General features: G+C 61.9%; 23 protein-coding genes, 1 tRNA gene and 1 pseudogene. 19 read left to right on the top strand and 6 right to left on the bottom strand.

What is annotated here, in order from left to right; all coding sequences use genetic code 11:
- Positions 1 to 303 precede the first annotated feature (303 nt).
- Positions 304 to 1,184 (top strand): annotated as a pseudogene (locus WI754_RS10645) (AraC family transcriptional regulator).
- Positions 1,185 to 1,297: 113 nt separating this feature from the next.
- Here WI754_RS10645 and WI754_RS10640 read toward each other — a convergent pair.
- Complete coding sequence (locus tag WI754_RS10640) at positions 1,298 to 2,290, bottom strand: aldo/keto reductase (RefSeq protein ID WP_349433319.1); 993 nt, start codon at positions 2,288 to 2,290, stop codon at positions 1,298 to 1,300.
- Between the two features lie 75 nt (positions 2,291 to 2,365).
- Positions 2,366 to 3,355, bottom strand: coding sequence for an aldo/keto reductase (locus tag WI754_RS10635; RefSeq protein WP_349433318.1), 990 nt, complete (start codon positions 3,353 to 3,355; stop codon positions 2,366 to 2,368).
- Between the two features lie 119 nt (positions 3,356 to 3,474).
- Here WI754_RS10635 and WI754_RS10630 point away from each other — a divergent pair, with 119 nt between their 5' ends.
- The 8 genes from WI754_RS10630 to WI754_RS10595 all read left to right on the top strand — a co-directional run bounded on the left by WI754_RS10630 (position 3,475) and on the right by WI754_RS10595 (position 9,480).
- Entirely contained in the window at positions 3,475 to 4,392 is a 918-nt protein-coding gene (locus WI754_RS10630; protein ID WP_349433317.1) for a LysR family transcriptional regulator, read from the top strand.
- A gap of 201 nt (positions 4,393 to 4,593) precedes the next feature.
- Complete coding sequence (locus tag WI754_RS10625; protein ID WP_349433316.1) at positions 4,594 to 4,989, top strand: cupin domain-containing protein; 396 nt, start codon at positions 4,594 to 4,596, stop codon at positions 4,987 to 4,989.
- 22 nt (positions 4,990 to 5,011) lie between these two features.
- Positions 5,012 to 6,439, top strand: a complete 1,428-nt coding sequence (locus tag WI754_RS10620) for an MFS transporter (RefSeq protein WP_349433315.1) — start codon at positions 5,012 to 5,014, stop codon at positions 6,437 to 6,439.
- Between the two features lie 37 nt (positions 6,440 to 6,476).
- Positions 6,477 to 6,623 carry a hypothetical protein gene (locus WI754_RS10615; RefSeq protein WP_349433314.1) on the top strand — a complete coding sequence of 49 codons (147 nt, stop codon included), beginning with the start codon at positions 6,477 to 6,479 and terminating at the stop codon, positions 6,621 to 6,623.
- A gap of 20 nt (positions 6,624 to 6,643) precedes the next feature.
- Positions 6,644 to 7,735 carry an alpha/beta fold hydrolase gene (locus tag WI754_RS10610; protein ID WP_349437677.1) on the top strand — a complete coding sequence of 364 codons (1,092 nt, stop codon included), beginning with the start codon at positions 6,644 to 6,646 and terminating at the stop codon, positions 7,733 to 7,735.
- Positions 7,736 to 7,793: 58 nt separating this feature from the next.
- Positions 7,794 to 8,243, top strand: coding sequence for a carboxymuconolactone decarboxylase family protein (locus WI754_RS10605; protein WP_349437676.1), 450 nt, complete (start codon positions 7,794 to 7,796; stop codon positions 8,241 to 8,243).
- Positions 8,244 to 8,260: 17 nt separating this feature from the next.
- A complete protein-coding gene (locus WI754_RS10600) occupies positions 8,261 to 8,743 on the top strand; it encodes a cytochrome P460 family protein (protein WP_349437675.1) in 483 nt (160 codons plus the stop codon).
- A 41-nt stretch (positions 8,744 to 8,784) separates the two neighbouring features.
- The gene (locus WI754_RS10595) at positions 8,785 to 9,480 is read left to right on the top strand and encodes a DUF4405 domain-containing protein (RefSeq protein WP_349437674.1); all 696 of its coding nucleotides are present in this window, start codon (positions 8,785 to 8,787) and stop codon (positions 9,478 to 9,480) included.
- 69 nt (positions 9,481 to 9,549) lie between these two features.
- Here WI754_RS10595 and WI754_RS10590 read toward each other — a convergent pair.
- A tRNA-Gln gene (locus tag WI754_RS10590) sits at positions 9,550 to 9,623 on the bottom strand.
- A 375-nt stretch (positions 9,624 to 9,998) separates the two neighbouring features.
- On the opposite strand from WI754_RS10590, the gene WI754_RS10585 reads away from it, so the two are divergent.
- The 4 genes from WI754_RS10585 to WI754_RS10570 are packed head-to-tail and all read left to right on the top strand — an operon-like array spanning position 9,999 to position 13,364.
- Entirely contained in the window at positions 9,999 to 10,295 is a 297-nt protein-coding gene (locus WI754_RS10585) for a cupin domain-containing protein (RefSeq protein WP_349437673.1), read from the top strand.
- Positions 10,296 to 10,306: 11 nt separating this feature from the next.
- Positions 10,307 to 11,230 (top strand): MBL fold metallo-hydrolase, encoded by a 924-nt coding sequence (locus WI754_RS10580; RefSeq protein WP_349437672.1) that lies wholly within the window; start codon positions 10,307 to 10,309, stop codon positions 11,228 to 11,230.
- Positions 11,230 to 11,685, top strand: a complete 456-nt coding sequence (locus WI754_RS10575; protein ID WP_349437671.1) for a thiol-disulfide oxidoreductase DCC family protein — start codon at positions 11,230 to 11,232, stop codon at positions 11,683 to 11,685. The genes WI754_RS10580 and WI754_RS10575 overlap by 1 nt, the downstream gene beginning before the upstream one ends.
- On the top strand, positions 11,682 to 13,364 hold the full coding sequence (locus tag WI754_RS10570; RefSeq protein WP_349437670.1) for a DUF4166 domain-containing protein: 1,683 nt from the start codon (positions 11,682 to 11,684) through the stop codon (positions 13,362 to 13,364). The genes WI754_RS10575 and WI754_RS10570 overlap by 4 nt, the downstream gene beginning before the upstream one ends.
- Here WI754_RS10570 and WI754_RS10565 read toward each other — a convergent pair whose 3' ends face one another.
- A complete protein-coding gene (locus tag WI754_RS10565) occupies positions 13,365 to 14,273 on the bottom strand; it encodes a DUF1499 domain-containing protein (RefSeq protein ID WP_349437669.1) in 909 nt (302 codons plus the stop codon).
- Between the two features lie 304 nt (positions 14,274 to 14,577).
- Here WI754_RS10565 and WI754_RS10560 point away from each other — a divergent pair, with 304 nt between their 5' ends.
- The 4 genes from WI754_RS10560 (at position 14,578) to WI754_RS10545 (ending at position 16,567) form a co-directional block, all read left to right on the top strand.
- Positions 14,578 to 14,967, top strand: a complete 390-nt coding sequence (locus WI754_RS10560; protein WP_349437668.1) for a hypothetical protein — start codon at positions 14,578 to 14,580, stop codon at positions 14,965 to 14,967.
- A 39-nt stretch (positions 14,968 to 15,006) separates the two neighbouring features.
- Positions 15,007 to 15,261, top strand: coding sequence for a hypothetical protein (locus WI754_RS10555; RefSeq protein WP_349437667.1), 255 nt, complete (start codon positions 15,007 to 15,009; stop codon positions 15,259 to 15,261).
- Positions 15,262 to 15,375: 114 nt separating this feature from the next.
- Complete coding sequence (locus tag WI754_RS10550; RefSeq protein WP_349437666.1) at positions 15,376 to 16,218, top strand: alpha/beta hydrolase; 843 nt, start codon at positions 15,376 to 15,378, stop codon at positions 16,216 to 16,218.
- Positions 16,219 to 16,444: 226 nt separating this feature from the next.
- Positions 16,445 to 16,567 carry a hypothetical protein gene (locus WI754_RS10545; protein ID WP_349437665.1) on the top strand — a complete coding sequence of 41 codons (123 nt, stop codon included), beginning with the start codon at positions 16,445 to 16,447 and terminating at the stop codon, positions 16,565 to 16,567.
- A gap of 301 nt (positions 16,568 to 16,868) precedes the next feature.
- On the opposite strand, the gene ppdK is transcribed toward WI754_RS10545, so the two are convergent.
- Together ppdK and WI754_RS10535 are read right to left on the bottom strand one after the other, a co-directional pair.
- Entirely contained in the window at positions 16,869 to 19,535 is a 2,667-nt protein-coding gene (ppdK, locus tag WI754_RS10540) for a pyruvate, phosphate dikinase (protein WP_349437664.1), read from the bottom strand.
- Between the two features lie 134 nt (positions 19,536 to 19,669).
- Positions 19,670 to 21,301, bottom strand: a complete 1,632-nt coding sequence (locus WI754_RS10535; protein WP_349437663.1) for a diguanylate cyclase — start codon at positions 21,299 to 21,301, stop codon at positions 19,670 to 19,672.
- Positions 21,302 to 21,544: 243 nt separating this feature from the next.
- Here WI754_RS10535 and WI754_RS10530 point away from each other — a divergent pair, with 243 nt between their 5' ends.
- The gene (locus WI754_RS10530; protein WP_349437662.1) at positions 21,545 to 23,362 is read left to right on the top strand and encodes a caspase family protein; all 1,818 of its coding nucleotides are present in this window, start codon (positions 21,545 to 21,547) and stop codon (positions 23,360 to 23,362) included.
- Between the two features lie 56 nt (positions 23,363 to 23,418).
- Positions 23,419 to 25,218, top strand: coding sequence for a caspase family protein (locus tag WI754_RS10525; protein ID WP_349437661.1), 1,800 nt, complete (start codon positions 23,419 to 23,421; stop codon positions 25,216 to 25,218).
- Position 25,219 lies beyond the last annotated feature (1 nt).

Below are 25,219 nucleotides of genomic sequence, written 5' to 3'. Positions count from 1 at the left end.
GCGGGAGGCTAACGTAGCGATCGGGTTGTACGCACCGAAAAATAGGCTTGGCTGGGGCACGCCTGGATACGGGTCAGATTACTACCTCGGAGGACTCTATGCACCTGGCGCGGTCCTGATTCAGCCAGCGCGCTGAACGCTCAGGCGACATAACCTGCGCTCCACACTGGATGCTGACGCCCCTGCCGGATGGCTACCTCATGGGCCGACGCTATTGCTGAGCAGCCTGATAATCCGCAAGATCGGTCGAGCGCACGGCATTTGTGCGGGGCTATTTGGTCCTGCCACGGTCAGGACAGGATAATGACGACGACGCTTCGAAACTACCATGCCCGGATGCAACGGGTCCTAGATCACATTGATCAGCATCTCGACCGCAATCTGGACCTAGACGAGTTGAGCTGCGTGGCCGCCTTGTCCAAGTATCATTTCCATCGGCAGTTCGCGGCGGCCTTTGGGCTGTCCGTGCATCGCTATATCCAGCTCGTCCGCATGAAGCGGGCATCCTACAGGCTGGCCTACAGGGACGTGACAGCGTGACCGAGATAGCGATGGATGCCGGCTACGAAGCTCCTGACGCCTTTGCTCGCGCATTTCGGCAACGGTTCAACCAGTCGCCTTCGCAGTTCAGGAAATCTCCCGGTTGGGAACCGTGGCTTGCCGCCCTCGGGCCTCTCAACCAAGCAAGGAGCAAGCTTATGCAAAGGACATTTACAGCCAATGACATCGAAATCCGCGAGGTGTCTCCGACCCCTGTCGCGATCATGAAACATCAAGGTGATCCGTCAAGGATCGGCGACACGATCAAACGCTTGATAGCATGGCGCAAAGCCACTAGCCTGAATCCGAAGACCAGTTTGACTTTCAACATTTTCCATTCCGATCCGCGCGTGACGTCTGCGGACGAGTATCGGCTGGACCTTTGTGTCAGCACTGATCAGCCGATCAAGACGAACGGAGAGCAGATTGAGGCGGGCATGATCCCCGGCGGCCGTTGCGCCGTGCTGAAAGTCGTCGGCAATTCTGAAGACCTGGAGCCTGCCGCGCTTTACCTCTATCGCGATTGGCTGCCGGCCAGTGGTGAGGAAGCGAGGGATTTCCCCCTGTATTGCCAGCGCCTCACCTTCTTTCCGGAAGCACCTGAACATGCGGCGGTGGCAGAGCTCTTCCTGCCCCTGAAATAGCGAACCTCTATGGCGGCTTGTCCGTTTCGTCCACGGCGGCGGACAAGCTGCTTCCAACCCAAATCTCCGATCCGGCTCAACAGCGCGTTCGCTCTGACACCTAGCGCCGGTTGTCAGCGGCCGGTCATCTTGAGCGCGGCCTCGGGTAGCCGTTCGCCCATGACTTCGATCTTCGACGCTGCGGCATCGATCTCATGAAGATCAGCGGCCGTCAGTTCTAGGTCCACCGATCCGAGATTTTCCGCGAGGCGGTGAAGCTTCGTGGTGCCGGGAATCGGCACGATCCACGGCCGTTGCGCGAGCAGCCACGCCAGCGCGACCTGCGCCGGCGTCGCGCCCTTGCGGTCCGCGACGCCCTTGATCATCGCGACGAGCGCGAGGTTCGCCTTCCGGGCTTCCGGGGAGAAGCGGGGCACGTTGTTGCGGAAGTCCGACGCGTCGAACGTGGTGTTCTCGTCGATCTTGCCCGTCAGGAAGCCAGCACCGAGCGGACTGAAGGGCACGAAGCCGATGCCAAGCTCATTCAGCACCGGAAGGGTCTCGGTTTCCGCCCCACGGTAAAACAGCGAATATTCGCTTTGGACTGCCGTCACGGGTTGAACTGCATGGGCCAGACGGATCGTGGCGGCACCTGCCTCGGAGAGACCAAAGTGCTTCACCTTGCCCTGCGCGATCAGGTCCTTGACCGCGCCTGCCACGTCCTCGATCGCGACATCGGGGTCAACCCGGTGCTGATACAGGATGTCAATGCGGTCGGTCTTCAGCCGCTTCAACATCGCGTCGGTTACGCGCTTGATATGCTCCGGGCGGCTGTTGAGGCCGCTTCGGCGCTCGCCCGTCTCCAGGTCGATATCGAAGCCGAACTTGGTGGCGATGACGACGTTGTCACGGATCGACGCGAGCGCCTCCCCGACGAGGTCCTCGTTGGCGAACGGGCCGTAGGCTTCGGCGGTGTCGAACAGGGTGACGCCGCTGTCATGGGCCACGCGGATGAGCTTGATCATCTCGGCCCTGTCGGCGGGCGGTCCATAAGCGGCGCTCATGCTCATGCAGCCGAGACCGAGTGCGGAGACTTCGAGGCCTTGGCCGAGTTTACGCGTTTCCATTGGTCGCTCCTTACAGAATTGGATTGAGAGACGGGACAGGCAACCGACTTCTTGGATCGGCCTGCCCTGGCCGTATTAGCGGTCGATGGCTGCGTCGAGGCCTTCCGACAACGGCGCGCCCTTGATGTCGATGGTGGCGAAAGCCTCGTCGATCTCGCGCAGGTCGTCGGCCGTGAGGCTGATTTCGGCGGCACGGAGGTTATCGTCGAGGTGCGCGACCTTGGTGGCGCCGGGGATCGGAACGATCCAGGGCTTTTGAGCCAGTAGCCAGGCAAGGGCGATCCGGGCGGGCGAGAAGCCCCGGCGGCCGGCGAGGTCTTTTAGGAAATCGACGACCACGAAGTTCGCCTCCAGCGCCTCCGGCTTGAACCGGGGGAAGTCCTTGCGCAGATCGTTCGGGTCATCGAATTTCATGTTGCGGGTAATCTGACCGGTTAAAAACCCTTGGCCGAGCGGACCCCATGCGACGAGGCCGATGCCGAGTTCTTCACAGACGGAGAACTTGGTCTGCTCGGGCTCGCGCATCCAGAGCGAATAGTGGTCCTGGATCGCAGCGACCGGCTGCACGGCGTGGGCCTTGCGGATATTCTTCTCGCTGGCTTCCGATAGACCGAAATGCTTGACCTTGCCTTCGGCGATCAGGTCCTTGACCGCGCCCGCGATGTCTTCCATCGGGACCGCCGGATCGACTCTGTGCTGATACAGGAGGTCGATGCGGTCCGTGCGGAGCCGCTTGAGGGATGCCTCCACGACGTCGCGGATGTGTTCAGGCCGGCTGTCGAGGCCGACAATCTGGCCTTGCGCGTCGATCTTGAATCCGAACTTCGTGCAGACCAGAACCTGATCACGCATTGGCTGCAGGGCCTCGCCCACCAGTTCCTCGTTGACGAAGGGGCCGTAACCCTCGGCGGTATCGAAGAGCGTCACACCGTGTTCCGCGGCAGAGCGGATCACACCGATCGCCTCTTGTCTGTCGGCGGCTGGTCCGAGACCGAAACTCAGGCCCATGCAGCCAAGGCCGATGGCCGAAACCTCCAGATTGTCTCCGAGTTGGCGCTTCTTCATTTTACGCAGCTCCGTTCCAAGGCTCCAAGAGCCGTTTCGTGTGTGCGGACTATCTAGCGCAAAGGAGAGAACGCGATTAGACTGCAAAATAAGCATGTAGTATTGAGTGGTATTCAAGAATGGCGCGGGACACCATCAGCGATCTGAGCACGTTTCTGGTCGTCGCCCGGGAGAAGAGTTTCACGAAAGCGGCAGCCAAGCTCGGGCTTTCTCCATCCGCACTCAGCCACACGATCCGTCTCTTGGAAGAGCGGCTGGGCATTCGACTGCTGACGCGCACCACGCGTAGCGTTTCGCTCACCGAAGCCGGAGAGCGCCTGCTCCAGACAGTGAGACCCCAGTTCGAGGAAATCGACGCCGCGCTTTCAGCGCTCACCGAACTCAGGGACAAGCCTGCAGGCACAGTGCGCATCACGGCAGGCGAACACGCTGCGGAGAAGGTCCTCTGGCCAGCCGTCGAACGGCTCCTGCCGGACTATCCCGACATCAAGGTGGAAATCGTCGTCGACAATGGGCTTACGGACATTGTTGCGGAACGCTACGACGCAGGTGTCAGGCTCGGGGAGCAGGTCGACAAGGATATGATCGCTGTCAGGATTGGTCCCGAAATGCGGATGGCCGTCGTTGGGGCACCATCCTATTTTGCAAGGCACCCCAGGCCGCTGACGCCGCAGGATTTAACGGTGCATGCCTGCATCAACCTACGGCTGCCGACTTACGGGGGCTTCTACGCCTGGGAGTTTGAGAAAGATGGTCGCGAGCTTCGGGTGCGCGTCGACGGGCCGCTCGCCTTCAACATCTCGCGAATGGCGCTCAACGCTGCCCGGCGCGGCGCGGGACTTGCCTTCCTCCTGGAGGACCATGTGCGCGAGGAGATCGCCGACGGGCGTTTGATCCGTGTGCTGTCAGACTGGTGTCCGCCATTCTCGGGCTACCACCTCTACTATCCAAGCCGTCGCCAACTGTCTCCGGCCTTCGCCGTTCTGATCGACGCGCTGCGCAACAGCGACGCTATAAAGCCCCCGAACCCTTCTTGAGTGAAATTCGGACCTGCAGCCCGTTGTGGGCAGCAGTCAGCGGCCTCTTCGGCAATGCATCCGCCCGCCCACAGTATTCATGAATGCCGTTCACAGGTTCATGCGGTTTCCTCCATCTAATCGGGTTACCTGCCAGATGTTAGTTGTCCTTCCATGATGACGGCGACATTCGCCCTCGCATGATTGAGGAAGGAAGATCCCATGGAAATCAGAAGAGCAGGAAGCCAACCCTCGGGCCAGGGACCGTCTGACTGGTTTACCGGAACCGTCCGCGTCGATCCGTTGTTCCCCGCCCGCGATCCTGCGCGTGCCGCCGGGAACGCAGTGACCTTCGAACCGGGCGCGCGCACGGCCTGGCACACACATCCGCTGGGGCAAGTCCTTGTGGTCACCGCAGGGTGCGGCCGCGTGCAGCGGGAAGACGGTCCGATCGAGGAAATCCGTCCAGGCGACATGGTGTGGTTCGAGCCGGGCGAACGGCACTGGCATGGAGCCTCGCCGACCACAGCCATGACTCATATCGCCATCCAGGAATCGCTCGATGGCAAGGCCGTCGACTGGATGGAGAAGGTAACGGACGAGCAGTATCTGTCCTGAATGCCCCTGAAAGGCTACCGCAATGCCCTCCGCAACCGCTACGCTTAACAAGACGGCGATCCTCGCGATCATCCTCCTCAGCTACGTTATGATCGTGCTCGACACGTCGATCATTCTGACGGGACTTCCGAACATCCATCGGGAACTCGGCTTTTCCGACGCCGAACTCGCCTGGGTTCAGAGCGCCTATACGCTGACGTTCGGTGGCTTCCTGCTCTTGGGCGCTCGTGCAGGCGACATCCTCGGGCGCCGGCGGATGCTGATTGCTGGCCTGGCCCTCTTCACCGTTTCGTCCCTCGCCATTGGCTTGGCGCAGACGCCTGCCTGGATGATCGGCGCGCGTGCTGTTCAAGGCTTGGGCGGCGCGATCCTCGCCCCATCTACGCTGGCACTGCTGCAGACGACCTTCTCGGAGGGCAGCGAACGTACGCGCGCGGTTTCCTATTACAGTGCGGTGGCGGGTATCGCGGCGAGCGTCGGCCTCGTGCTCGGCGGGATTCTTGCCGACTGGCTTTCCTGGAGGGTCGGGTTCTTCATCAACCTGCCCATCGGGACCGGCATGACCCTGGCGGCTCTGCGCACCATTCCCGAACCCGCGCGCAAACCAGGGCAGTTCGACGTCGCCGGAGCCTTGACGTCCACAAGTGGGATGGTGGCTCTCGTCTACAGCCTCATCCGGTCGGCGACCCATGGCTGGAGCGACCCTGGGACCATCTCCCTGCTCATTTCTTCCGTGCTTCTCCTTGCACTCTTCATTCTGGTCGAGAAGCGTGCCTCGCATCCCATCATGCCGTTGCACCTGTTCGCCAGCCGTGAACGAGCCGCTGCTTATGCCGCGCGCGTCCTGTTCCTCGGTGCGATGATCGGTTTCTTCTTTTTCATCACCCAGTTCATGCAGGGCGTTTCCCACTATCGGCCAGCGGTTACGGGAATGGCGTTCCTGCCAGCCACCCTTGTGAACTTCGCGGCCGCCATGGTCGTCCCCCAGTTGACACGCCGATACGGAAATGCCCGCCTTCTGGCAGCAGGTTTTGTCATCGGCCTCGTTGGGATGATCTGGCTCAGCCAAGTTTCGATTGGCTCGACCTACCTCATGGGCATCGGGCTGCCGATGGTCCTGATCGGCCTGGGCCAGGGCTTTGTGCTAAGTCCTCTGACGACATCCGGCATTTCGGGAGTGGCCGGCAACGACGCCGGGGCGGCGTCGGGCGTGGTCAATGTGGCCCACCAAACCGGCAGTTCACTTGGCCTCGCGATCTTGGTGGCCATCGCCGCCTTCGGCACATCGGGGCTGCAAGGGACGGAACTGCTCGCCCACCGCGTCGGAACCGCATTGACGGGTTCGTCCGTGATGTTGGCACTCGCCCTTCTGCTCGTCGGCATATTCATCCTTCGCCCGCGCGGGGCCACGATCATCGGCACCGATGCGAGACCGCAAAACGCCTCGTGAGCGATTAACAAAGTACAGCAGGGTAAGGACCTAGAACATGAAGAGTTTCGGTTTCGCCGCAACGGACGCCAACAAACCGTTGGTGCCGTTCACATTCGAGAACGATGCCTTCGAACGCATGGAGCGGTCCGATGTTCGCTACCGCTTCGTCATCGATATGGCCTCGCTGGAGGCGGCGGCATGACGTTAGCGAGCAAAAAGACCATGAAACACGGAACTTTCCAAATGGGCATGTTTGCCCTGCTTGCCTTCACCCAAGTCCTGACATCGACACCATCAGATGCGGCCGACACTGCCAAGGTCGAACCGCTGGTCATTCAGGAGCAAGGCAGTTTCGCGGTCGGGGGCACCATTGCCACCGAAAAGGGCACTTTCGATCCCAGGAAGCCGCTGCTTCCAGCGGGACAGACCTATCACGGCGACCACGTCTATGCCTTCTACCAAACGCCCGTCAATGCCCGGAGGCTGCCGATCGTGATGTGGCATGGGGCCGGACAGTCCGCGAAGACGTGGGAGACCACGGCGGACGGCCGCGAGGGTTTCCAGACTATCTTCCTTCGCCGTCGGTTTGCGACCTACCTCATTGATCAGCCCCGCCGTGGCGATGCCGGCCGCAGCATGGTCGAGGCCACGGTGAAGCCGACGGCCGACGAGCAGCTCTGGTTCAATCAGTTCCGCGTCGGCGTCTGGCCGGACTATTTCGACGGCGTGCAGTTTTCCAAAGACCCCGAGGCGTTGAACCAGTACTTCCGTTCGATGACGCCGAACACCGGACCGTTCGACATTGGCGTCGTCTCGGATGGTGTGGCGGCGCTGTTCGACAAGATCGGTCCAGGCATCCTGTTCACCCATTCGCAGAGCGGCGGTCCCGGCTGGCTGTCCGTCATCAAGGCTCCGAATATCAAGGCCGTCGTGGCGTTCGAACCGGGCAGCAATTTCGTGTTCCCGGAGGGAGAGGTCCCGCAGGACATGCCGAGCGCCTTCGATACCCTCAAGGGCGTCCCCGTGCCGATGTCGAACTTCGAGAAGCTGACGCAAATACCGATCGTCATCTATTACGGCGACAACATTCCCGACAAGGCAACGACCATGCCCGCCCAGGATAGCTGGCGCGTCAGGCTGGCAATGGCAAGGCTCTGGCGGGATGCCGTCAACCGCCATGGCGGCGACGTGACCCTGATCCATCTCCCCGACATCGGCATCAAGGGCAATACCCATTTCCCGTTCTCGGACCTCAACAACGTTCAGATCGCCGACCGGGTGTCGGAGTTCCTGAAGGACAAGAAGCTCGACTAGGGAACTCCGCCTGGCAGGCATTTTCCCGAAACCGCTCAACGAAAGCGAGACCCAACCCATGAAGAACCGCGCAACGAAACTGATCGCAGGCGCAGGCATCGCGCTGTCCGGCAGTCTGGCGGGCGCTGTCCATTCCGAGGAGCCCGGCACTTCCGACACTCCAGCGGTACAGACCTCGCGGGCACAGCAATTGATGGGCGACGTCGCGCCGAAAATGGCCGAGCTGACCGATGGCGTTCTTTACGGCGATATCTGGGAGCGCCCACAACTAACCAAGCGGGACCGCAGCCTCATCACCGTGAGCGCCCTCGTCGCGATGAACCGCCCCGACCAGCTCCGCTCGCATCTCGCCCTCGCCCGACAGAACGGCGTGACCGAGGAGGAGCTCGTCGAAACCATCACTCACCTGGCCTTTTACTCCGGGTGGCCGAATGCCGTCTCGGCGGTCGCTGTCGCCAAGGACGTCTTCCGGAAGGACGACGCTAAAACACCCTCCTCGAAACCGTGAACCACGGGAATAGCCCCATGAAAAACGTTCCCCTCCGCATCCTGCTGCTCACGGTCGTCGCGGGTGTCGCCCTGATCGGCTGGCAGGCGGTCGCCGAGACCAACCGCACGACGTTTCCCGCGAACATCGACCAACTCGTGCATTACACGACGGTGACGCGTGGCGAGGTCACCGAGCACATGCTCACAACGCCCGAAGCCATCGCCGCCGTCAAGAACGGCCAGCCGATCCCGAACGGGACGCACTTCGTACTCGTCGACTATCGGCAGGGGGAAGTGTTCCGCTACTTCGTCATGGAGAGAGGCGACGGATGGGGCGCGGAATACCCGGAAGACAGACGTACGGGTGACTGGCAGTTTCAGTGGTTCGAGCCCGACAGGTCCGTGAACATGGCCGAGAACACCGCGCGCTGCCAGTCATGTCATCAGGGTCGGTCGGGTAGCGAGTTTCTCTTCACTTACGACCGCATCCTGGATTTCGACGGCGCCATGATTGACTAGGACGCCGCAGGCCGTGCCGACCCTCTGAAAGGAACTCGCCCGTGAACCCTGTGTTCCTCCTGCGACTGACCCTCGACTTCATAGCGGCGGGCCTGCTTCTGGCAGGTCTCGCCTATTATTGGCTGGACAATGTCGCCCACGAACTGATCGGTACGGCTATGTTCCTGCTGATCATCGTCCACAACGGCTTCAACAGACGCTGGTACGGCAGGCTTTCGAAAGCTCCTCGGGAAGCGCTCGGGTTAAGCAATACCGTCACCATTCTGTCTCTCGCGACGATCATGCTGGTTCTCCTGGTGACGAGCCTGATGATCTCGCGAAGCGTATTCGGCTTCCTGCCTCTGAGCGGCGGATACAGTGTTCGCCAAATCCACACGCTCGCTGCCTATTGGGCGCTGGTCATCGTTTCCATTCATCTTGGGATGCGCTGGTCGATGATCATGGCAACGTTCCGCGGCCTCTGCGGGATGACCACCCCGAACACGGTCCGCGTTGTTCTCCTGCGCATGGCCGCCCTTGCGATCGCCACCTACGGTATCCATAGCTCGGTCGTGATGGCTATCGGGTCGAAACTGACTGCCCAGGTCACCATGGACTTCTGGGACTTCGAGGCGTCAACGCAGGCTTTCTTCGTGCACAACACGTCGATCCTGGCATTGTATGTGTTTCTGGGCCACTACGCGACGAAATGGCTTCGAACATGGAAGCAAAGAAGCAGAGCCGCAACCACCGTTTGAACGACGACTGGATTTCCAGCCAAGAAGAAGTGCGGGAAAATCCAGAGTCTCGGCCTGAAAAGGGAAGCTTGGCTGGGGCGCCTGGATTCGAACCAGGGATGGCGGTACCAAAAACCACTGCCTTACCGCTTGGCTACGCCCCAACGCTTGGCGCGAAGCACATCGCCCGGCCAAATCGAGAGCCGGTTTAGCAAAGCCGCACGCACGCGACAACGCTTAAGTTGGGGATAGGTGTGGTTTTTTTCGCGCGGATGCGGAGGTTGTGGCGGGTTTACCCCCCCCTCTGTCGGCGACGCCGACATCTCCCCCTCAAGGGGGGAGATTGGCCGGGAGCCAAGTGCGCCCCTTACCGTTGAGTGTTGAAGCCGCAAGGGAAAGGAACGATCTCCCCCCTCGTGGGGGAGATGTCACAAAGTGACAGAGGGGGTGGAGCGGCAAACGCTGCGTATTATGGCGTGCCAATGCCCTTCCCATTCCCACCCCGGCCCTCTAGTCTCATCTCCGCATTGGAGACCTTCATGAGCATTTTTCGCGCCAGACCGCCCGCCAAGCCGACGCTGCTTCTCGACGACGAGGTGGTGCGGATCACCCGATGGGATTTCGAGCCGGGGGCCGATACCGGCCATCATGTGCATGGCATGGGCTATGTCGTCGTTCCGATGACCGATTGCCGGTTCCTGCTGGAGGAGCCCGGCGGCGAGCGGCGGGTGGATATCGCCAAGGGGGCCGCCTACCGGCGCGAACCGGGTGTCGAGCACAATGTCATCAATGCCGGCAAGGAGTTCATGTCGTTCATCGAAATCGAGTACAAGTGAAGAGACGGCGCATGGGCGGTCCAGACTTCGACCTGAATTTCCAGCCCGCCTACGGCGAGGCGGTGACGGTGGCGGACGGCGCCCAGCGCATCACCGTCAACAATCCCGGCCCCTTCACCTTCCACGGCACCAACAGCTATATCGTCGGCGACAGATCCGTCGCGGTGATCGATCCGGGGCCAGAGGACGAGGCGCATTTCCAGGCGCTGATGGCGGCGCTGAAGGGCCGCAAGGTCACCCATATCGCCGTCAGCCACACCCACCGCGACCACTCGCCGCTTGCCCGTCGCCTGAAGGCGGAGACGGGCGCGCTGATCGTCGCCGAAGGGCCGCACCGGGCGGCACGGCCGCTGCACGAGGGCGAGATCAACCCCTTCGCCGAAAGCTCGGACATCGATTTCAAACCCGATATCGCCCTTGCCGATGGCGACGTTGTGGAGGGCGACGGCTGGTCGCTGACGGCGCTGCTCACCCCCGGCCACACTGCCAATCACGCGGCCTTCGCGCTTGGCGACACCGGCACGGTGTTTTCCGCAGATCACGTCATGGCCTGGGCGACCTCGATCGTCGCACCGCCGGACGGCTCGATGACCGACTACATGGCGTCGCTCGAAAAGCTGCTCGACCGCGACGACCGGCTCTATCTGCCCGGCCACGGCGGCCCGGTGACGGAGCCCGCCGCCTTTCTCCGGGGGCTCCGGGCACATCGCCGAATGCGCGAGCGCGCCGTGCTGGAGCGGGTGCGGGCCGGCGACACGCTGATCCCGGACATGGTCAAGGTGATCTATGCGACCACCGATCCGCGGCTGCATGGGGCCGCAGCACTCTCGGTCTTCGCCCATATCGAGGACCTCGTCGAGCGCGGCCAGGTCGAGACCGACGGCCCGCCGTCGCTCACCGGCGCCTATCGCCTGGCGCCCGGAGGCGCCGCCTGATGCAGCCGCGCGAGGCCTACAGCTATCGCAGCGATGCAGTCGTGCCGGCCTTTGCCGACGATCACCCGCTCATCGTCTTCGATGGCGAATGCATCTTCTGCTCCGGCTGGGTGAATTTCGTTCTGCGCCACGACAAACAGGGCCGCTACCGCTTCATCACCGCCCAATCGCCGCTCGGCGAGGCGCTCTACCGGCATTACGGCCTCGACAGCCGCAACTACGAAACCAATATCCTGATCGAGAATGGCCGCGCCTTTCTGAAATCGGAGGGAACGCTGCGGATGGCGGCGGGCCTCGGCTTTCCCTGGAGCCTGTTGTCGGTGCTGCGCATCGTCCCACGGACATTGCGCGATCCGCTTTACAAGCTGGTGGCACGCAACCGCTACCGCCTTGCCGGCAGGCGCAACAGCTGTTTCGTGCCGACGCCGGAGCATCGCAGCCGGTTTCTGACGTGAAGGAAAAACGGCTGCGTGTCCTCATCCTCGGCGGCTACGGCACCTTCGGCGGCAGGCTGGCGCGGCTGCTGGCTGACGAACCGCGGCTGACGCTCTTGATCGCCGGACGGTCGCTCGACAAGGCCATGGCCTTCGCGGCCACCCTTCAGGCCAACGTAGCGATCGAGCCGGTCGTGATGGATCGCTCCGGCGATACGATGGCTGTCCTCGGCGCGCTGAAGCCCGATCTCGTCGTCGATGCCTCCGGGCCTTTTCAGGATACCGGGCCGGACCCCTATCATCTGGTCAAGGCCTGCATCGCGCTCAGAATCTGTTATCTCGATCTTGCCGATGCCACGGCCTTCGTGGCGGGCATTTCCAGCCTCGATGCGCAGGCAAGGGAGGCCGGCGTCTTCGCGCTGTCCGGCTGCAGCAGTTTTCCCGCCCTCTCCTTTGCCGCGCTTGACGCCTTGAAACCCGGATTTGCCAGCATCGGAACCGTCTCCGCCGGCATCGCTCCGTCGCCGAGGGCACGCATGGGGCTGAACGTCGTCAAGGCGGTTTGCAGCTATGCCGGAAAAAAGGTGCCGCTTGTCCGCGACGGCAAAGCGGAGACCGGTTATGGCCTGATAAACAGCGTGAAGAGAACGATCGCCCCGCCCGGCTGCGTGCCGCTCAGGCGTCGCCACTTCGCGCTCGCCGATGCGCCGGACCTTGCCCTGCTGCCGCAGGCGATCACGGGATTGCAGTCGGCCTTTACCGGCGCCGGCACCGAGCCGCAGATGCTGCAACGGCTTCTTGGGGTCTGCGCCTGGCTGGCGCGGCTTGGGCTCGTTCGGTCGTTGTCGCCGCTGGCGCCGCTGTTTCATCGGGTGTCGCAACGCCTCGCCTTCGGTGAACATCGCGGCGGCATGTTCGTTGCCGTCACGGGAAGGACTGCGAACGGAAGCGCGCTGGAGCGCTCCTGGCACCTGATCGCCAAGGGCGACGACGGCCCGTTCATTCCGGCGATGGCGGCGGAGGCGATCATTCGCCACTGGCTTGCGGGCGATAAGGCCGAGGCCGGCGCGCGCGCAGCCGCCGGGGAACTGACCCTTTCCGATTTCGAGCCGCTGTTTTCCCGGTTTTCCATTCGCACGGGCATCCGCGACGAAAGTGCTGCGGACGAAGCGAAACCTCTCTACCGCCGCATCCTGTCGACCGCCTGGACCGACCTGCCACCCGCCGTCGCCACCCTGCACGACAGCGGCGAAACGCGCATCGTCGAGGGACGAGCAAAGGTCGAACGCGGGACCGGCCTGCTTGCCCGGGTCACCGCCGCCATCATCGGCTTTCCGGCCGAAAACGCCGATGTTCCCGTCAGCGTACGCTTCGAATGCGCCGCAGGCCAGGAGACATGGATCCGCACCTTCGCCGGAAAATCCTTCCGCAGCCTCCAGTCGGCCGCGACAGGACGTGACAGGCATCTGCTCGCGGAGGATTTGGGGCCTTTTCGCGTGCTGATCGCGCTGGTGCCGGAAAATGGCCGGTTGCGGCTGGTGATCCGCGGCTGGCGCTTCCTCGGCCTGCCGCTGCCGCTGTTTCTGGCGCCCGGCGGCGACACATTCGAGGAAGAGTGCGACGGGCTGTTTCGTTTCCACGTCGAAATCAAAAGCCCGATCACGGGGCTGATCGTGCGCTACACCGGCTGGCTTGCCTGATCAATCCCCGGCGATGCCCAGCAGTTCCGCATCGAGCGCATGCAGGAACTGGTTGGCAAACGCGGCGCCAAGGCCGAGATCATGCGGGCCGTAGCGGGAGGCCACGCGCATATCGACAAAGGTCGTTTCGGCCTCTTCGCGCAGCCTGATCAGCACATCGAAGCGGAAACCGACGATCAGCGTGCGCCATTCGCCCTGCAGCAGGATATCGGAGGAGCGCCGCCCGGGGCTCATCTCGCCCGGCATCGTCTGCGGACGCGACAGCGGGATCGGCACGTCGCCGGGCTCACTGTCGGCCGGCGCCGTATCGTCCGGCTTGACCGCCATGTCCTCCAGGTCAGGTTTGGCGTTTTCGACACCCTCTTCATCGATGATGCTGATGCCGGTTTTTTCCGCAACGATCTTCACGCCCTGGAAGACGCGGTCAAGGGCGCCGTCGTAGCGGCGACCGGTCAGCCCGGGATAGGCGGCGATCTGGGCTTCACGGTCTTCCGGCGTCACCACGGCGGGGCGTTTGAGCCAGCCCTGCGCCGCATCCGGCGGCTTGATCCACGGAGGCGGCGTCACGGTGTCGGTGCTGACGTCGTAGATCGCCGGCTCGGAGAAATATTGGTTGAGCGCGAAGCCGGCAGCGCCGATCGGGATAGCCGCATACAAAAGCGCGACGAAGGAGGCAACGCCGCCGACGGCCGCGACTTGCCAGAGTCTGACGAAGCCGATGGCGGCAAGCACCACGGCAACAGCCGCCAATGCCGCCGAAAACACCATGAGCGCCACGAAATGCGGCGTGATCAGCGGGCCGAAACGATGCGCCAGCAACGCGGCGGCGAAGAGACCGAAGGCAAAGCGGGCGATCCTGCGCGCCCAGCGGGCGGCATGAGACGTGGGGCGCTCATACTTGATCATCATCTGGCAGAATCAATCCCTTCGCCCGGACGCGGCAACTTCTTCTCCTGTTTAGAGCATCATGCCGAACAGTGTGAAGCGGTTTTCGGCAAGATCACAGCCGAACAGCGAATGAAGCGAGTAAGTGCGTGCAAGTATTGGCAACTCGGCCCACGCCGCAAATTCGCCATTCTCGTTAATCATGTCTTGAGAACGGGGACCAGGCGTGTTTCCCGGTCCTCACGTCACTGGACCGGTTTGCACAGACATCAAATTTTCCAGGCACCCGGAGAGCGCAGCTTTCCGGCGGCTTGAAAGGAGAGAGAGCATGCTGTCATCCGAATCCAAACAGGCATCAACCGCGACTCAGGCTACCGCGCCGCCATCGGATGCGAGTCTGACGATGGAATTGCTGGAGCTTGAGCTCTCGCTGGACGGCTTTACCACCGGCGCCGAGGGTTTTGCCGCCCATGTTCGTGCCGCTGCCGCCGCGATCGAGGGTGCCCTGCTCTTTGAACTACCGGCGTCCGGGCTCATTGCCGATTGCGACCGCATCGCGGTACTGCGCATTCCACAGGATGGCAGCGCGGCGATGACGACCGTCTTTGCCTGCCTGGAGGGCGACGGCACGACTATCCGTATCGAAAAGCCGAACGAGGCGACGGCAGACCTGAAAAATTTCGCCGAAGCTTTTGTGGATGTGCTGCAACGCATCTGATAGACAATCGGATCTGGCAGAACGTCGTAAGGTCTGGCTATGCATATCCGGAAGATCCTGGTTCTGGCGGCACTGGGTGCGGTCGTTTCCGGCTGCGCCACGATGACGCCTGAAGAGCGCCGCGCCGCCGACGAAAAGACCTGCATGTCCTATGGCTTCCGCCGCGGCACCGACGCCATTGCCACCTGCCTGCAACGCATCGACCTCGACCGGCGGGCGGAATCGCGTGCCTTCCGGTATGGCAACGATGCCATGATGTGGGGCTGGGACAGGCCGGTCGTCATCCGCCGGTAACTCGCGCGGTATCCCCTCGGACAAGAAATTTTCCCGTTTTGCGCGAAAAGGCGCTTGCTTCGGCAAGGGCAATTCGCGCCTATTATGCACGCGACATCGAACGGGAGATTTTTCATGGCAGCCGTACTGAAAATATTCTGCGCGCTCCTCCTTCTCTCCGCAGCGCCTGCACGTGCTGCGGAACGCTGGCAGGAACTGCCCGAACCTGCGCCGTTGCCGCAGGCGGCGAAGACCGGGAAAGCGCCAGTCAACGGCATCGAACTCTACTACGCCATCTACGGCTCCGGACCGCCGGTCCTTTTGATCCATGGCGGGCTCGGCTACAGCGAGGTCTGGGGCGCGCAGGTGGCCGACCTCTCAAGGGACCATACCGTCATCGTCGCCGACAGCCGTGGCCACGGCCGCTCGACGCGCAATGCCGAGCCCTACAGCTATGACCTGATGTCATCGGATTATCTTGCTCTGCTCGACTATCTGAAGATCGAGAAGACGGCGCTCGTCGGCTGGAGCGACGGCGGCATCATCGGCCTCGATATCGCCATCCATCATCCCGAGCGCTTGACGAAACTGTTTGCCCAGGCGGCCAATTCCAAGGTGGATGGGGTCATTCCGACCGTGATGGAAGACAAGATCTTTGCCGCCTATATCGAAAAGGCGGGTGAGGTGTACAACAAGATTTCGCCGACGCCGACCGAATATGATGCCTTCGTCACCCAGATCAGCAACATGTGGGCGAGCCAACCCAACTGGAGCGACAACGATCTGAAGAAGATCACGACGCCGACCGCGATCGTGCTCGGCGATCACGACGAAGCGATCAGCCGCAAGCACACGGACTACCTTGCAAAGACCATCCCCGGCGCCAAGCTAATGATCCTCGAAAACACCAGCCATTTCGCCATGCTGCAGGACCCGGAAGGGTACAACAAGACGGTGCGGGAATTTATTGATCAATAGACCCCGAAACTGATTTTTGAATTTTGGACGCTCCCGTATGAACGCGGCGAGGCCGTCGTCATCACCCGGCATGGCAAACCGGTGGCACGAATGATCCGGGAGACAGGCGACCGGGACCGCTCGGCGGCAATCGAGGCGGCGGAGCGTATCCGCGCGCTCGCGAAAGATATGAAGCTCGGCGCATTCGACTGGGCCGAATGGAAGGCCTACCGGAATGAGGGTCACCGTGAGCATGATCCTGGACAGTTCGGCCACGCTTGCCTTTCTGCTAGAAGACGAACAGACGCCTGCAATCAGCGCATTGTTCGACAAGGTCGTTCAAAACGGCGCAGTCGTTCCCTTTCCCTGACATCTCGAGGCTGCCAACAGCCTGACGGTGTCCGCGCGTAGAAAGCGTATGCCGCTGGCCGTTAAAGACCAGCTTCTCAACCATCTTGCGAAGCTCGATATAGAGACCGATGCGGAAACCTATATGCACGCCTGGTCCGCGACGGTGAAACTCGCGGACCTGTTATGGTCTAACCATCTATGACGCCGCCTACCTTGAGCTGGCGCAGAGTTGACGGCTGCCGCTGGCGACGCTTGATGCGGCGCTCGCGGCGGCTGCCCGCCAATCAGGCGTAACCGTTTTTCCCGAGACGTAGGCTCTCTCACCCCTTGCCATTGATCGCCGCCTGCGCGGCCGCGAGCCTCGCGATCGGTACGCGGAAGGGCGAGCAGGAGACGTAGTCAAGCCCGGTTTCCTCGCAGAACTGGATGGAGGCCGGATCACCGCCGTGTTCACCGCAGATGCCGAGCTTCAGGCCGTTCTTGGTGCGGCGGCCGCGTTCGGCAGCGATCTGGATCAATTCGCCGACACCGTCGAAATCGAGCGACACGAAGGGGTCCTTCTCGACGATGCCCTTCTGGATATAGGTGTTGAGAAACTGGGCGGCGTCGTCGCGGGAAATGCCGAAGGTCGTCTGCGTCAGGTCGTTGGTGCCGAAGGAGAAGAAATCGGCGGATTCGGCGATCACATGGGCACGCAAGGCCGAGCGCGGCAGCTCGATCATGGTGCCGACGAGATATTCGATCTCGATCCCCGACTCGCCGATCACTTCCTTGGCGACGGCATCGATGCACGCCTTGACGTAGTCGAGTTCGGTCTTGAGGCCGACCAGCGGCACCATGATTTCCGGCACCACCGGGGCACCGGTCTCGCGGGCAGCTTCGACGGCAGCCTCGAAGATGGCGCGGGCCTGCATCTCGGCGATCTCGGGATAGGAGATCGCCAGCCGGCAGCCGCGATGGCCGAGCATCGGATTGAATTCGTGCAGTTCGTCAACACGTTCGCGCAACTCCGCCGGCTTCATGTCAAGCACCGCGGAAACATCGGCGATCTCCTCGTCGGTCTTTGGCAGGAATTCATGCAGCGGCGGATCAAGCAGGCGGATCGTCACCGGCAGCCCGTGCATGATGGAGAACAATTCGACAAAGTCCGAACGTTGCATCGGCAAGAGCTTGGCAAGCGACACGCGCCGCCCGGCCTCGTCGGCGGCAAGGATCATTTCGCGCATGACGTTGATGCGGTCGCCCTCGAAGAACATGTGCTCGGTACGGCAGAGACCGATGCCTTCGGCACCGAAGGAGCGGGCGGCGCGGGCGTCGGCCGGGGTCTCGGCGTTGGTGCGCACGGTCATGCGGCGGCTGACGTCTGCCCAGGCCATGATCTTGCCGAAATCTCCGGAAAGCTCCGGCTGCAGCATCGGGATTTCGCCTTTCAGCACCTGTCCCGACGAGCCGTCAATGGTGATGACGTCGCCCTTCTTCAGCGTACCGGTGGCGGCAATCAGCAATTCGTTGCGCATATCAACGCGCAGATTGCCGGCGCCGGAGACGCACGGAATGCCCATGCCGCGTGCCACGACGGCCGCATGGCTGGTCATGCCGCCGCGCGACGTCAAAATGCCTTCAGCCGCGTGCATGCCGTGAATATCTTCGGGGCTCGTCTCGACGCGCACCAGGATGACCTTGCGGCCTTCCTTTTGCGCCATCACCGCTTCCTCCGAGGTAAAGACGATTTCACCTGTGGCAGCTCCGGGCGAGGCAGGCAGGCCGGAACCGATGATATCGCGGCGGGCGTGCGGATCGATGGTCGGGTGCAGCAGCTGATCGAGCGAAGCCGGATCGATGCGGGCGACCGCCTGCTCCCTGGTGATCGTCTTCGCTTCGGCCATGTCGACGGCAATCTTCAGCGCCGCCTTGGCGGTGCGCTTGCCCGAGCGTGTCTGAAGCATCCAGAGCTTGCCGCGCTCGATGGTGAATTCCAGGTCCTGCATGTCGCGATAGTGAGCTTCCAGCTTGTTGCAGATGGCCTGGAACTCCTCGAACGCTTCCGGCATCAGCTTTTCCAGCGACGGCTTGTCGGAGCCGGACCCGATACGCGCAGCCTCGGTGATGTTTTGCGGCGTGCGGATACCGGCCACGACGTCCTCGCCCTGCGCATTGACGAGGAACTCGCCGTAAAGCTCGTTCTCGCCGGTCGAGGGATTGCGGGTGAAGGCAACACCGGTCGCGGACGTATTGCCGAGATTGCCGAACACCATGGCCTGCACGTTGACGGCGGTGCCCCACCCGGCCGGAATATTGTGCAGATGACGGTAGGTGATGGCGCGCGGGTTCATCCAGCTGGCAAAGACGGCGCCGATTGCTCCCCACAGCTGCACTTCCGAATCCTGCGGAAAGGCCTCGCCGAGTTCCTCCTCGATTACTCGCTTGTAGCGCGAGATGACATGCTGCCATTCGACGGCGGAAAGCTCGGTATCGTTTTCATGGCCGAGGCGGCCCTTTTCGTCTTGCAGGATTTCCTCGAAAACCTCGTGATCGAGCCCCATCACCACATCGGCATACATCTGGATGAAGCGGCGGTAACTGTCCCAGGCGAAACGGGCATCGCCGGCATCGTGGCCGAGCGCCTCCACGGTGTGGTCGTTCAGACCGAGGTTCAGAACCGTATCCATCATGCCCGGCATCGAGGCGCGCGCGCCGGAGCGCACGGAAAGGAGCAGCGGTCGTTGCGTATCGCCGAAGACGCGGCCGGTAATCGCCTCCATCTTCTCGATGCCGGCTTTGACCTGGCTCTTCAAATCCTCGGGAATGATGCGGCCGTCGTCATAATAACGCGCGCAGGCATCGGTGATGATCGTCAGCCCGGGAGGCACCGGCAGGCCGAGATTGCACATCTCCGCCAGATTGGCGCCCTTGCCACCCAGACGGTCGCGATCGCCCGCACTTCCTTCGGCTTCTCCCCCGCCGAAGGTATAGACCCATTTTGTCATGCTCATTCTCCACCCATACAGCTCCCACCGGAAGCTACATTATCCTCTTCACGTTTAAAATGCATCGGTGGCGGAAATTTGCTGCATTGCAGCAAATCTTGGAACAAAAGTGCCACGGATGAAAGAAGTGAGTGTCACGCCGCGGCTTGGCTGCGGCGCCACGTGCTCTTTCCGGACGCCTTTGCCTGATAGAGCGCGGTGTCGGCGGCGCTCATCAATTCGTCGGGATCGAAGCCATTTTCGGGTGCTACGGCGATGCCGATGCTGACGCTGATGCCGATCTGGCGGTTTTCTATGCCGAAAGGTTTCCCAAGCACGTTGATGCAGCGATTCGCGACGTCAGCAGCCCTCGCCGCCGAAGCGTGCTGCAGGATGGCGAATTCGTCGCCGCCGAGCCGCGCGACGAGGTCGCCGGCGCGCAGCACCGATTTCAGCCGCTCAGCCACCTGCTTCAACAGGATATCGCCGGCTGCATGGCCGAACGTATCGTTGACCGGCTTGAAGCCGTCGAGGTCGAGGTAGTGGATCGCCAGTTCCTCGCCGTCACGTACCGCCGTTTCCAGCGCCGTCTCGAGCCTTTTGCGGAACTGCATGCGGTTCGGCAGGCCCGTCAGTGCATCATGATGGGCGAGATGCGTGGCATGCGCCTCGGCGCGAACACGGTCGCTGACGTCGGCGATTGTCAGAAGCAGCCGCCGGGATGCCCCCTCATGAAGGATGCGGACATAGATGAGCACGTGATGCTCCGTACCGCTCGCCGTCTTCTGGTGCCAGACGGTGCGCGCCTCGCAATCGGCATCAAGCCCGCGCAATGTGACGGCAAGCCGGTCGCTCTCATGGGGGGCATGGAAATCCGTGACGCGTTTTTCCAGCATTTCCTCGCCGCCAAAGCCGTAGAGCGCGACCGCGGCGTGGTTGACTGCGACGATGTCCAGCGTGGCGGCATCACAGACCATCATTGGCATGGGGTTGGCGTCGAACAGCAGCCGGAACGATTCCTCGCGGCGCTTCAGGTCGGTGATGTCGATGCGCATGCCGATCGCGCCGCCATCCGGCGTGCGGCGATCGTCATGACGCAGCCAGCGTCCGTCGCGCAGCATCTGCTCGTGCTGGGAAACCGGAAGTGCGTGTTTTTTCAGGCGCTCCTCGATCCAGGTCTCGGGATCCGTCACGAGTTCCGGCATTTCGCCGCTCTTGAGGCTGATCTCCAGGATATCGCGGAAGGAAATGCCAGGACGCAGATGTGCGGCAATCTCTGGATAAAGCGCCGCATATTTCTCGTTCCACAGGACATAACGGTCCTCGGCATCGAAGACGCAGGCGGCCTGCGGCAGCATGTCGATGATGAAGCCAAGTCGGCGGCGGGCAGCCTCCGCTTCCAGCAAGGCCTCGTCGTTTTGCCGTTCGAGCTCGAGACGCATCGATTCGAGCGCCCTTTCATCGATCAGGTCGCGGATGACAACGCCGATCATCGCTTCTTCAGCCGCGCCAAACCGCACGAAAGAAAGTTCGACGGGGATCGTACCGCCATCGTTGCGCAAAAGGATCGTTTCGCGGCGGTACGACCTTGCGGATGCCGTCGACAGCAAGTGCCATTCCGGCACGAGCCGCGAAACCGGCGTTCTGACAAGTGTCGAACCAACGCCAGCCATTTCACACGCGGCCCGGTTGGCAAACACGATGGCACCGGCCGCATTCACGCATAGCGAGGCGAAGGGCACGGCTCCCAGCAGCAACAGGGCATCAGCGCTCGTGAAATCCGCCAAGCTTCAAGTCCTCGACAGTCGATATCCGCCTATCCGAAAGGCGTATCCGGTACCCTAAGTCCCAGTTATGAAAAATCTTCTTATCAAGTGAAGAAGTGTTTAAGATAAACAGCCGCACGCACATCGCCTGGATTTGGTACGCGTTCGATTGCTGCTTCGAATCATGCTTTTGTCACTATCCAAGGAACGATGAATTTTCCGGGGCCGTCAGGCGTTTCCTGATGGATGGGGGAGCGTTTCAAAATGCAGGAGATCGCAAAAAGGGTGCTGCTGGCACTGGCGATTGTGTTGTTCGCGGGTGTTTCGGCTTCTCAATCGGCAGACGGGCGGCGGCTCGCTCTTGTTATCGGCAGTTCGGACTATGAGGCCGCTGGCAAGCTGCCAAATGCAGTGGCCGACGCAAGACAATTTGGCGCATTCCTCTCCAGCCAGGGATTTGACACAGACATCGTGACCGACGCAGACCGCAAGGAGATGGCGGACGCGGTGTCGCGCTTTGCACGCAAGATCGGCGCCGACGACGTCGCCCTTTTCTATTTCGCCGGCCATGGCATGCAGCTTCGCGGCGAGAACTATCTCGTCGGCACTGATGCACGGCTTGCGAGCGAATTCGATGTCGCAGCCGAGACTCTGGCGCTTGCGGATGTCATTGGGGCAATCGAGAAAAAGTCGAAGATCGCCCTCTTCTTCCTGGACGCATGCCGCAACAATCCGCTCGCCAACCGCCTCAACCAAGAGATCGAAGGCGCCACCAGAAGCATCGCGACACGAGGACTGGCGCCCGTCGAAACCGAGAGCGCGGGCACCATGGTCGCTTTCGCGGCCGCACCCGGACAGGTCGCGTCCGACGGGAGCGGCAAGAACTCTCCCTTCACCACGGCATTGATCGGCCACCTCGCGGGCCCAGGCCTCGAAATCGGCACCGCCTTCAAGAGGGTCATCCGCGACGTTCGCAAGGCGACCGACGGCAAGCAGTCGCCGCAAATCTTGTCGTCGCTGGCGCTCGAATTCTATTTCGGGCCGGAGGTCGCCAAGCCGGACGCCGCGACGGTCGAACAGGGGTCGATCAACCAGCCCCAGACCCTGGCCGAGCCGCCGCAGACGGAGGTCGAGATCGATTTTCAGAAGGCCCTGAGGATCAACACGCCGCGCATCTGGACCTTGTTCCTCGCCAAGCACAAGACCGGACAGCAGACGACCGTCGCCCGGCAAATGCTGGCGCTGATGCAACCGGCCAGGACGCCGACCGGAATTCTCACGGTGGAACAGCGCGAAAACGCGCTGGGACTGAACAAGAACCAGCGTCGCGACATCCAGATCGCCATCGCCGGCAAGGGCTTCGGCGCCGGCAAAGCCGACGGCGTCTTCGGGGCCCAGACGCGCAAGGCGATCGCCGCCTACCAGAAATCCGCCGGCATTTCCGATACCGGCTACTTAAACGGCACGACAACCGAGGCGCTCGGGATCAGCCCGATCAAGGCCGAGGATGGCCTCTATTCGTCACCCGTGGCACGACAATACCTGCCCCAGGACTTTGAGGGCCTCGAAACCGATCCGCGCGTCCTCAAGGCGGTCAACTGCAAACCCCTTGAGGAAAAGGTCTATGGCTCGTTCGAAGGACATATGTATGTGGTGATCCGCACCATGTGGACGCCCTGGAAAACGGCGGATTTGGTGGCAACGAGTTGCCGCGGCCACTTGGTCACTATCTCCTCGGAGGCGGAAAACGCCTTCATCGTCTCGCTCTTCAGCAAGGACGACCGCTTGTTCAATTCCAACTATCAAGCATCATGGAACGGCACGTACAAGAATGGACCGTGGATCGGCTTGGTGCAGGACGAAAACGGCCGGGAACCCAAAGGGGGCTGGCGCTGGGTGACCGGCGAGCCCTTGACCTTCACGAAATGGATGGCAGGCAAGCCCGACGAGAACAAGCCGGGCGACGATTTCGCCATGTTCTATACCGACGCCAACGGAAAGAGGGAGGACCTGAAAGTGACCAGCTGGGACGATATGGGGGTGCCGAACACCACCAACAGCTACGCCATCGAATTCGACTGATCAGACCGCTTCGCGCAGTTGTTCCGCCATCTGCAGACTTGGGGGAGGTGATCAAGATGCGAATGTGCCTGACATGCCTGTCCTTGCTCTTGCTGACCCTGATCGCGTCCTTTGATGCGGCCGCCGCGGAAAGCGGACGACGACTGGCGCTCGTCATCGGAAACTCGAAATACGAAGCCGCCGGCGCGCTGCCCAATGCAGCGCGCGACGCTCGGCAGTTCGGGGCTTTCCTTTCCGCCCAGGGGTTTGATGCAGACATCGTCATCGACGCGGACCGCGGCCAGCTGGCGGAAGCCGTCTTACGCTTTTCGCGCAAGATCAGCGCCGACGACGTCGCACTTTTCTACTATGCCGGACACGGCATGCAGCTTCGCGGCGAGAATTACCTGGTCGCCACCAATGCCCGGCTTGCGAGCGAATTTGACGTTGCTGCCGAGACGCTGGCTCTTGCGGACGTCGTCCGGGCCATCGAGAGGAAGGCCAAGATCGCCCTCGTCTTCCTGGACGCCTGCCGCAACAATCCGCTGGCCAATCGCCTCAACGAAGAGATCGAGGGCGCAACCAGAAGCCTTGCGACGCGGGGGCTAGCCCCGATCGAAACGGAGAGCGCGGGCACGATGGTGGCCTTTGCGGCAGCGCCCGGGCAGCTTGCCTTCGACGGAAGCGGCGCCAATTCACCCTTCACCGCAGCACTGGTGAGCCATCTGGCGAGCCCGGGGCTCGAGATCGGCACCGCGTTCAAGCGGGTGATCCGCGACGTTCGCAAGGCGACCGACGGCAAGCAATCGCCGCAAATCTTGTCGTCGCTGGCGCTCGAATTCTATTTCGGGCCTGCCTTGCCACAAACGGAGCAGGCGCCGGGCGCCACGCCGACAATCGATCCCAAGACGATCGAGGTCGAGGCGGATTTTCGCAAGGCATTGCGGATCAATACGCCGCGCACCTGGAGGTTCTTCCTGGAAAAACACCAGACGGGTGAGCAGGCGGTTCTTGCACGTCAAATGCTGACGCAGTTGCAGCCAGGCCCGATGCAAGACAGCGGTACTACAGTTGAAACGCGTGAAGCCGGGCTGGGATTGAGCAAGACCCAACGGCAGGAAATCCAAGTGGCGCTGACCGGGCGGGGCTTTGCTGCCGGGACGGCGGATGGCGCCTTCGGCCAGCAGACGCGCCGGGCGATCAGCGGTTATCAAAAATCCGTCGGCATCTCCGACACCGGCTATTTCGACGAGGCGACCGCCAAACAGCTCGGTATGCAGGTACAGGCATACAAGAACGGCGTCTATTCCTCACCACTGGCGCGCTGGTACGACCCAAAGGATTTCGCAGGGCTCGAGACCGATCCGCGTGTTCTCAAGGCCGTCGCTTGCAGTCCCGTGTACGAGAAAGTCTACGGCTCTTTCCAAGGGCATTTGTACCTTGCCATGAGAGCAAGCATCATCACCCGAAACTCGGCGTCCACCATGGCAAAACGCTGCGGCGGCTATCTGGCAAGTGTGACCTCGGAAGCCGAAAACAGTTTCCTCGCTTCGCTCTTGAACGCCGATCAGCGCCTGTTTTTAAGCGGTTACGACACCGGCACGAACACATCCTACAAGATCGGTGCCTGGATTGGTCTGTTCCAGGACCCGTTCAGCAAGGAACCGCGCGGCGGCTGGAAATGGGAAAACGGCGAACCGATGAGCTACGCCAAATGGTACAAGAACAGACCGAACAACGGCAAGGCAAGCAACAACTATGCATTGTACTTCAGCGAGCAGCGGGGAAAGGCAGATCTGACAACACAATATGTCGACGCGTGGGACGACATGGGCGAAAGCGACCGAGGCCATGCCTTCGTCGTCGAGATCGAGTGAG

This window comes from Pararhizobium sp. A13 (assembly GCF_040126305.1).
Lineage (GTDB): Bacteria > Pseudomonadota > Alphaproteobacteria > Rhizobiales > Rhizobiaceae > Pararhizobium.
This window is presented reverse-complemented; position numbering and strand designations above follow the sequence as displayed.

Coding starts and splice junctions, on each gene's coding strand:
- WI754_RS10640 (WP_349433319.1), bottom strand. CDS start 2,290: ATGGAAACGCGTAAACTCGGCCAAGGCCTCGAAGTCTCCGCACTCGGT.
- WI754_RS10635 (WP_349433318.1), bottom strand. CDS start 3,355: ATGAAGAAGCGCCAACTCGGAGACAATCTGGAGGTTTCGGCCATCGGC.
- WI754_RS10630 (WP_349433317.1), top strand. CDS start 3,475: ATGGCGCGGGACACCATCAGCGATCTGAGCACGTTTCTGGTCGTCGCC.
- WI754_RS10625 (WP_349433316.1), top strand. CDS start 4,594: ATGGAAATCAGAAGAGCAGGAAGCCAACCCTCGGGCCAGGGACCGTCT.
- WI754_RS10620 (WP_349433315.1), top strand. CDS start 5,012: ATGCCCTCCGCAACCGCTACGCTTAACAAGACGGCGATCCTCGCGATC.
- WI754_RS10615 (WP_349433314.1), top strand. CDS start 6,477: ATGAAGAGTTTCGGTTTCGCCGCAACGGACGCCAACAAACCGTTGGTG.
- WI754_RS10610 (WP_349437677.1), top strand. CDS start 6,644: ATGAAACACGGAACTTTCCAAATGGGCATGTTTGCCCTGCTTGCCTTC.
- WI754_RS10605 (WP_349437676.1), top strand. CDS start 7,794: ATGAAGAACCGCGCAACGAAACTGATCGCAGGCGCAGGCATCGCGCTG.
- WI754_RS10600 (WP_349437675.1), top strand. CDS start 8,261: ATGAAAAACGTTCCCCTCCGCATCCTGCTGCTCACGGTCGTCGCGGGT.
- WI754_RS10585 (WP_349437673.1), top strand. CDS start 9,999: ATGAGCATTTTTCGCGCCAGACCGCCCGCCAAGCCGACGCTGCTTCTC.
- WI754_RS10580 (WP_349437672.1), top strand. CDS start 10,307: ATGGGCGGTCCAGACTTCGACCTGAATTTCCAGCCCGCCTACGGCGAG.
- WI754_RS10575 (WP_349437671.1), top strand. CDS start 11,230: ATGCAGCCGCGCGAGGCCTACAGCTATCGCAGCGATGCAGTCGTGCCG.
- WI754_RS10565 (WP_349437669.1), bottom strand. CDS start 14,273: ATGATGATCAAGTATGAGCGCCCCACGTCTCATGCCGCCCGCTGGGCG.
- WI754_RS10560 (WP_349437668.1), top strand. CDS start 14,578: ATGCTGTCATCCGAATCCAAACAGGCATCAACCGCGACTCAGGCTACC.
- WI754_RS10555 (WP_349437667.1), top strand. CDS start 15,007: ATGCATATCCGGAAGATCCTGGTTCTGGCGGCACTGGGTGCGGTCGTT.
- WI754_RS10550 (WP_349437666.1), top strand. CDS start 15,376: ATGGCAGCCGTACTGAAAATATTCTGCGCGCTCCTCCTTCTCTCCGCA.
- ppdK (WP_349437664.1), bottom strand. CDS start 19,535: ATGACAAAATGGGTCTATACCTTCGGCGGGGGAGAAGCCGAAGGAAGT.
- WI754_RS10530 (WP_349437662.1), top strand. CDS start 21,545: ATGCAGGAGATCGCAAAAAGGGTGCTGCTGGCACTGGCGATTGTGTTG.
- WI754_RS10525 (WP_349437661.1), top strand. CDS start 23,419: ATGCGAATGTGCCTGACATGCCTGTCCTTGCTCTTGCTGACCCTGATC.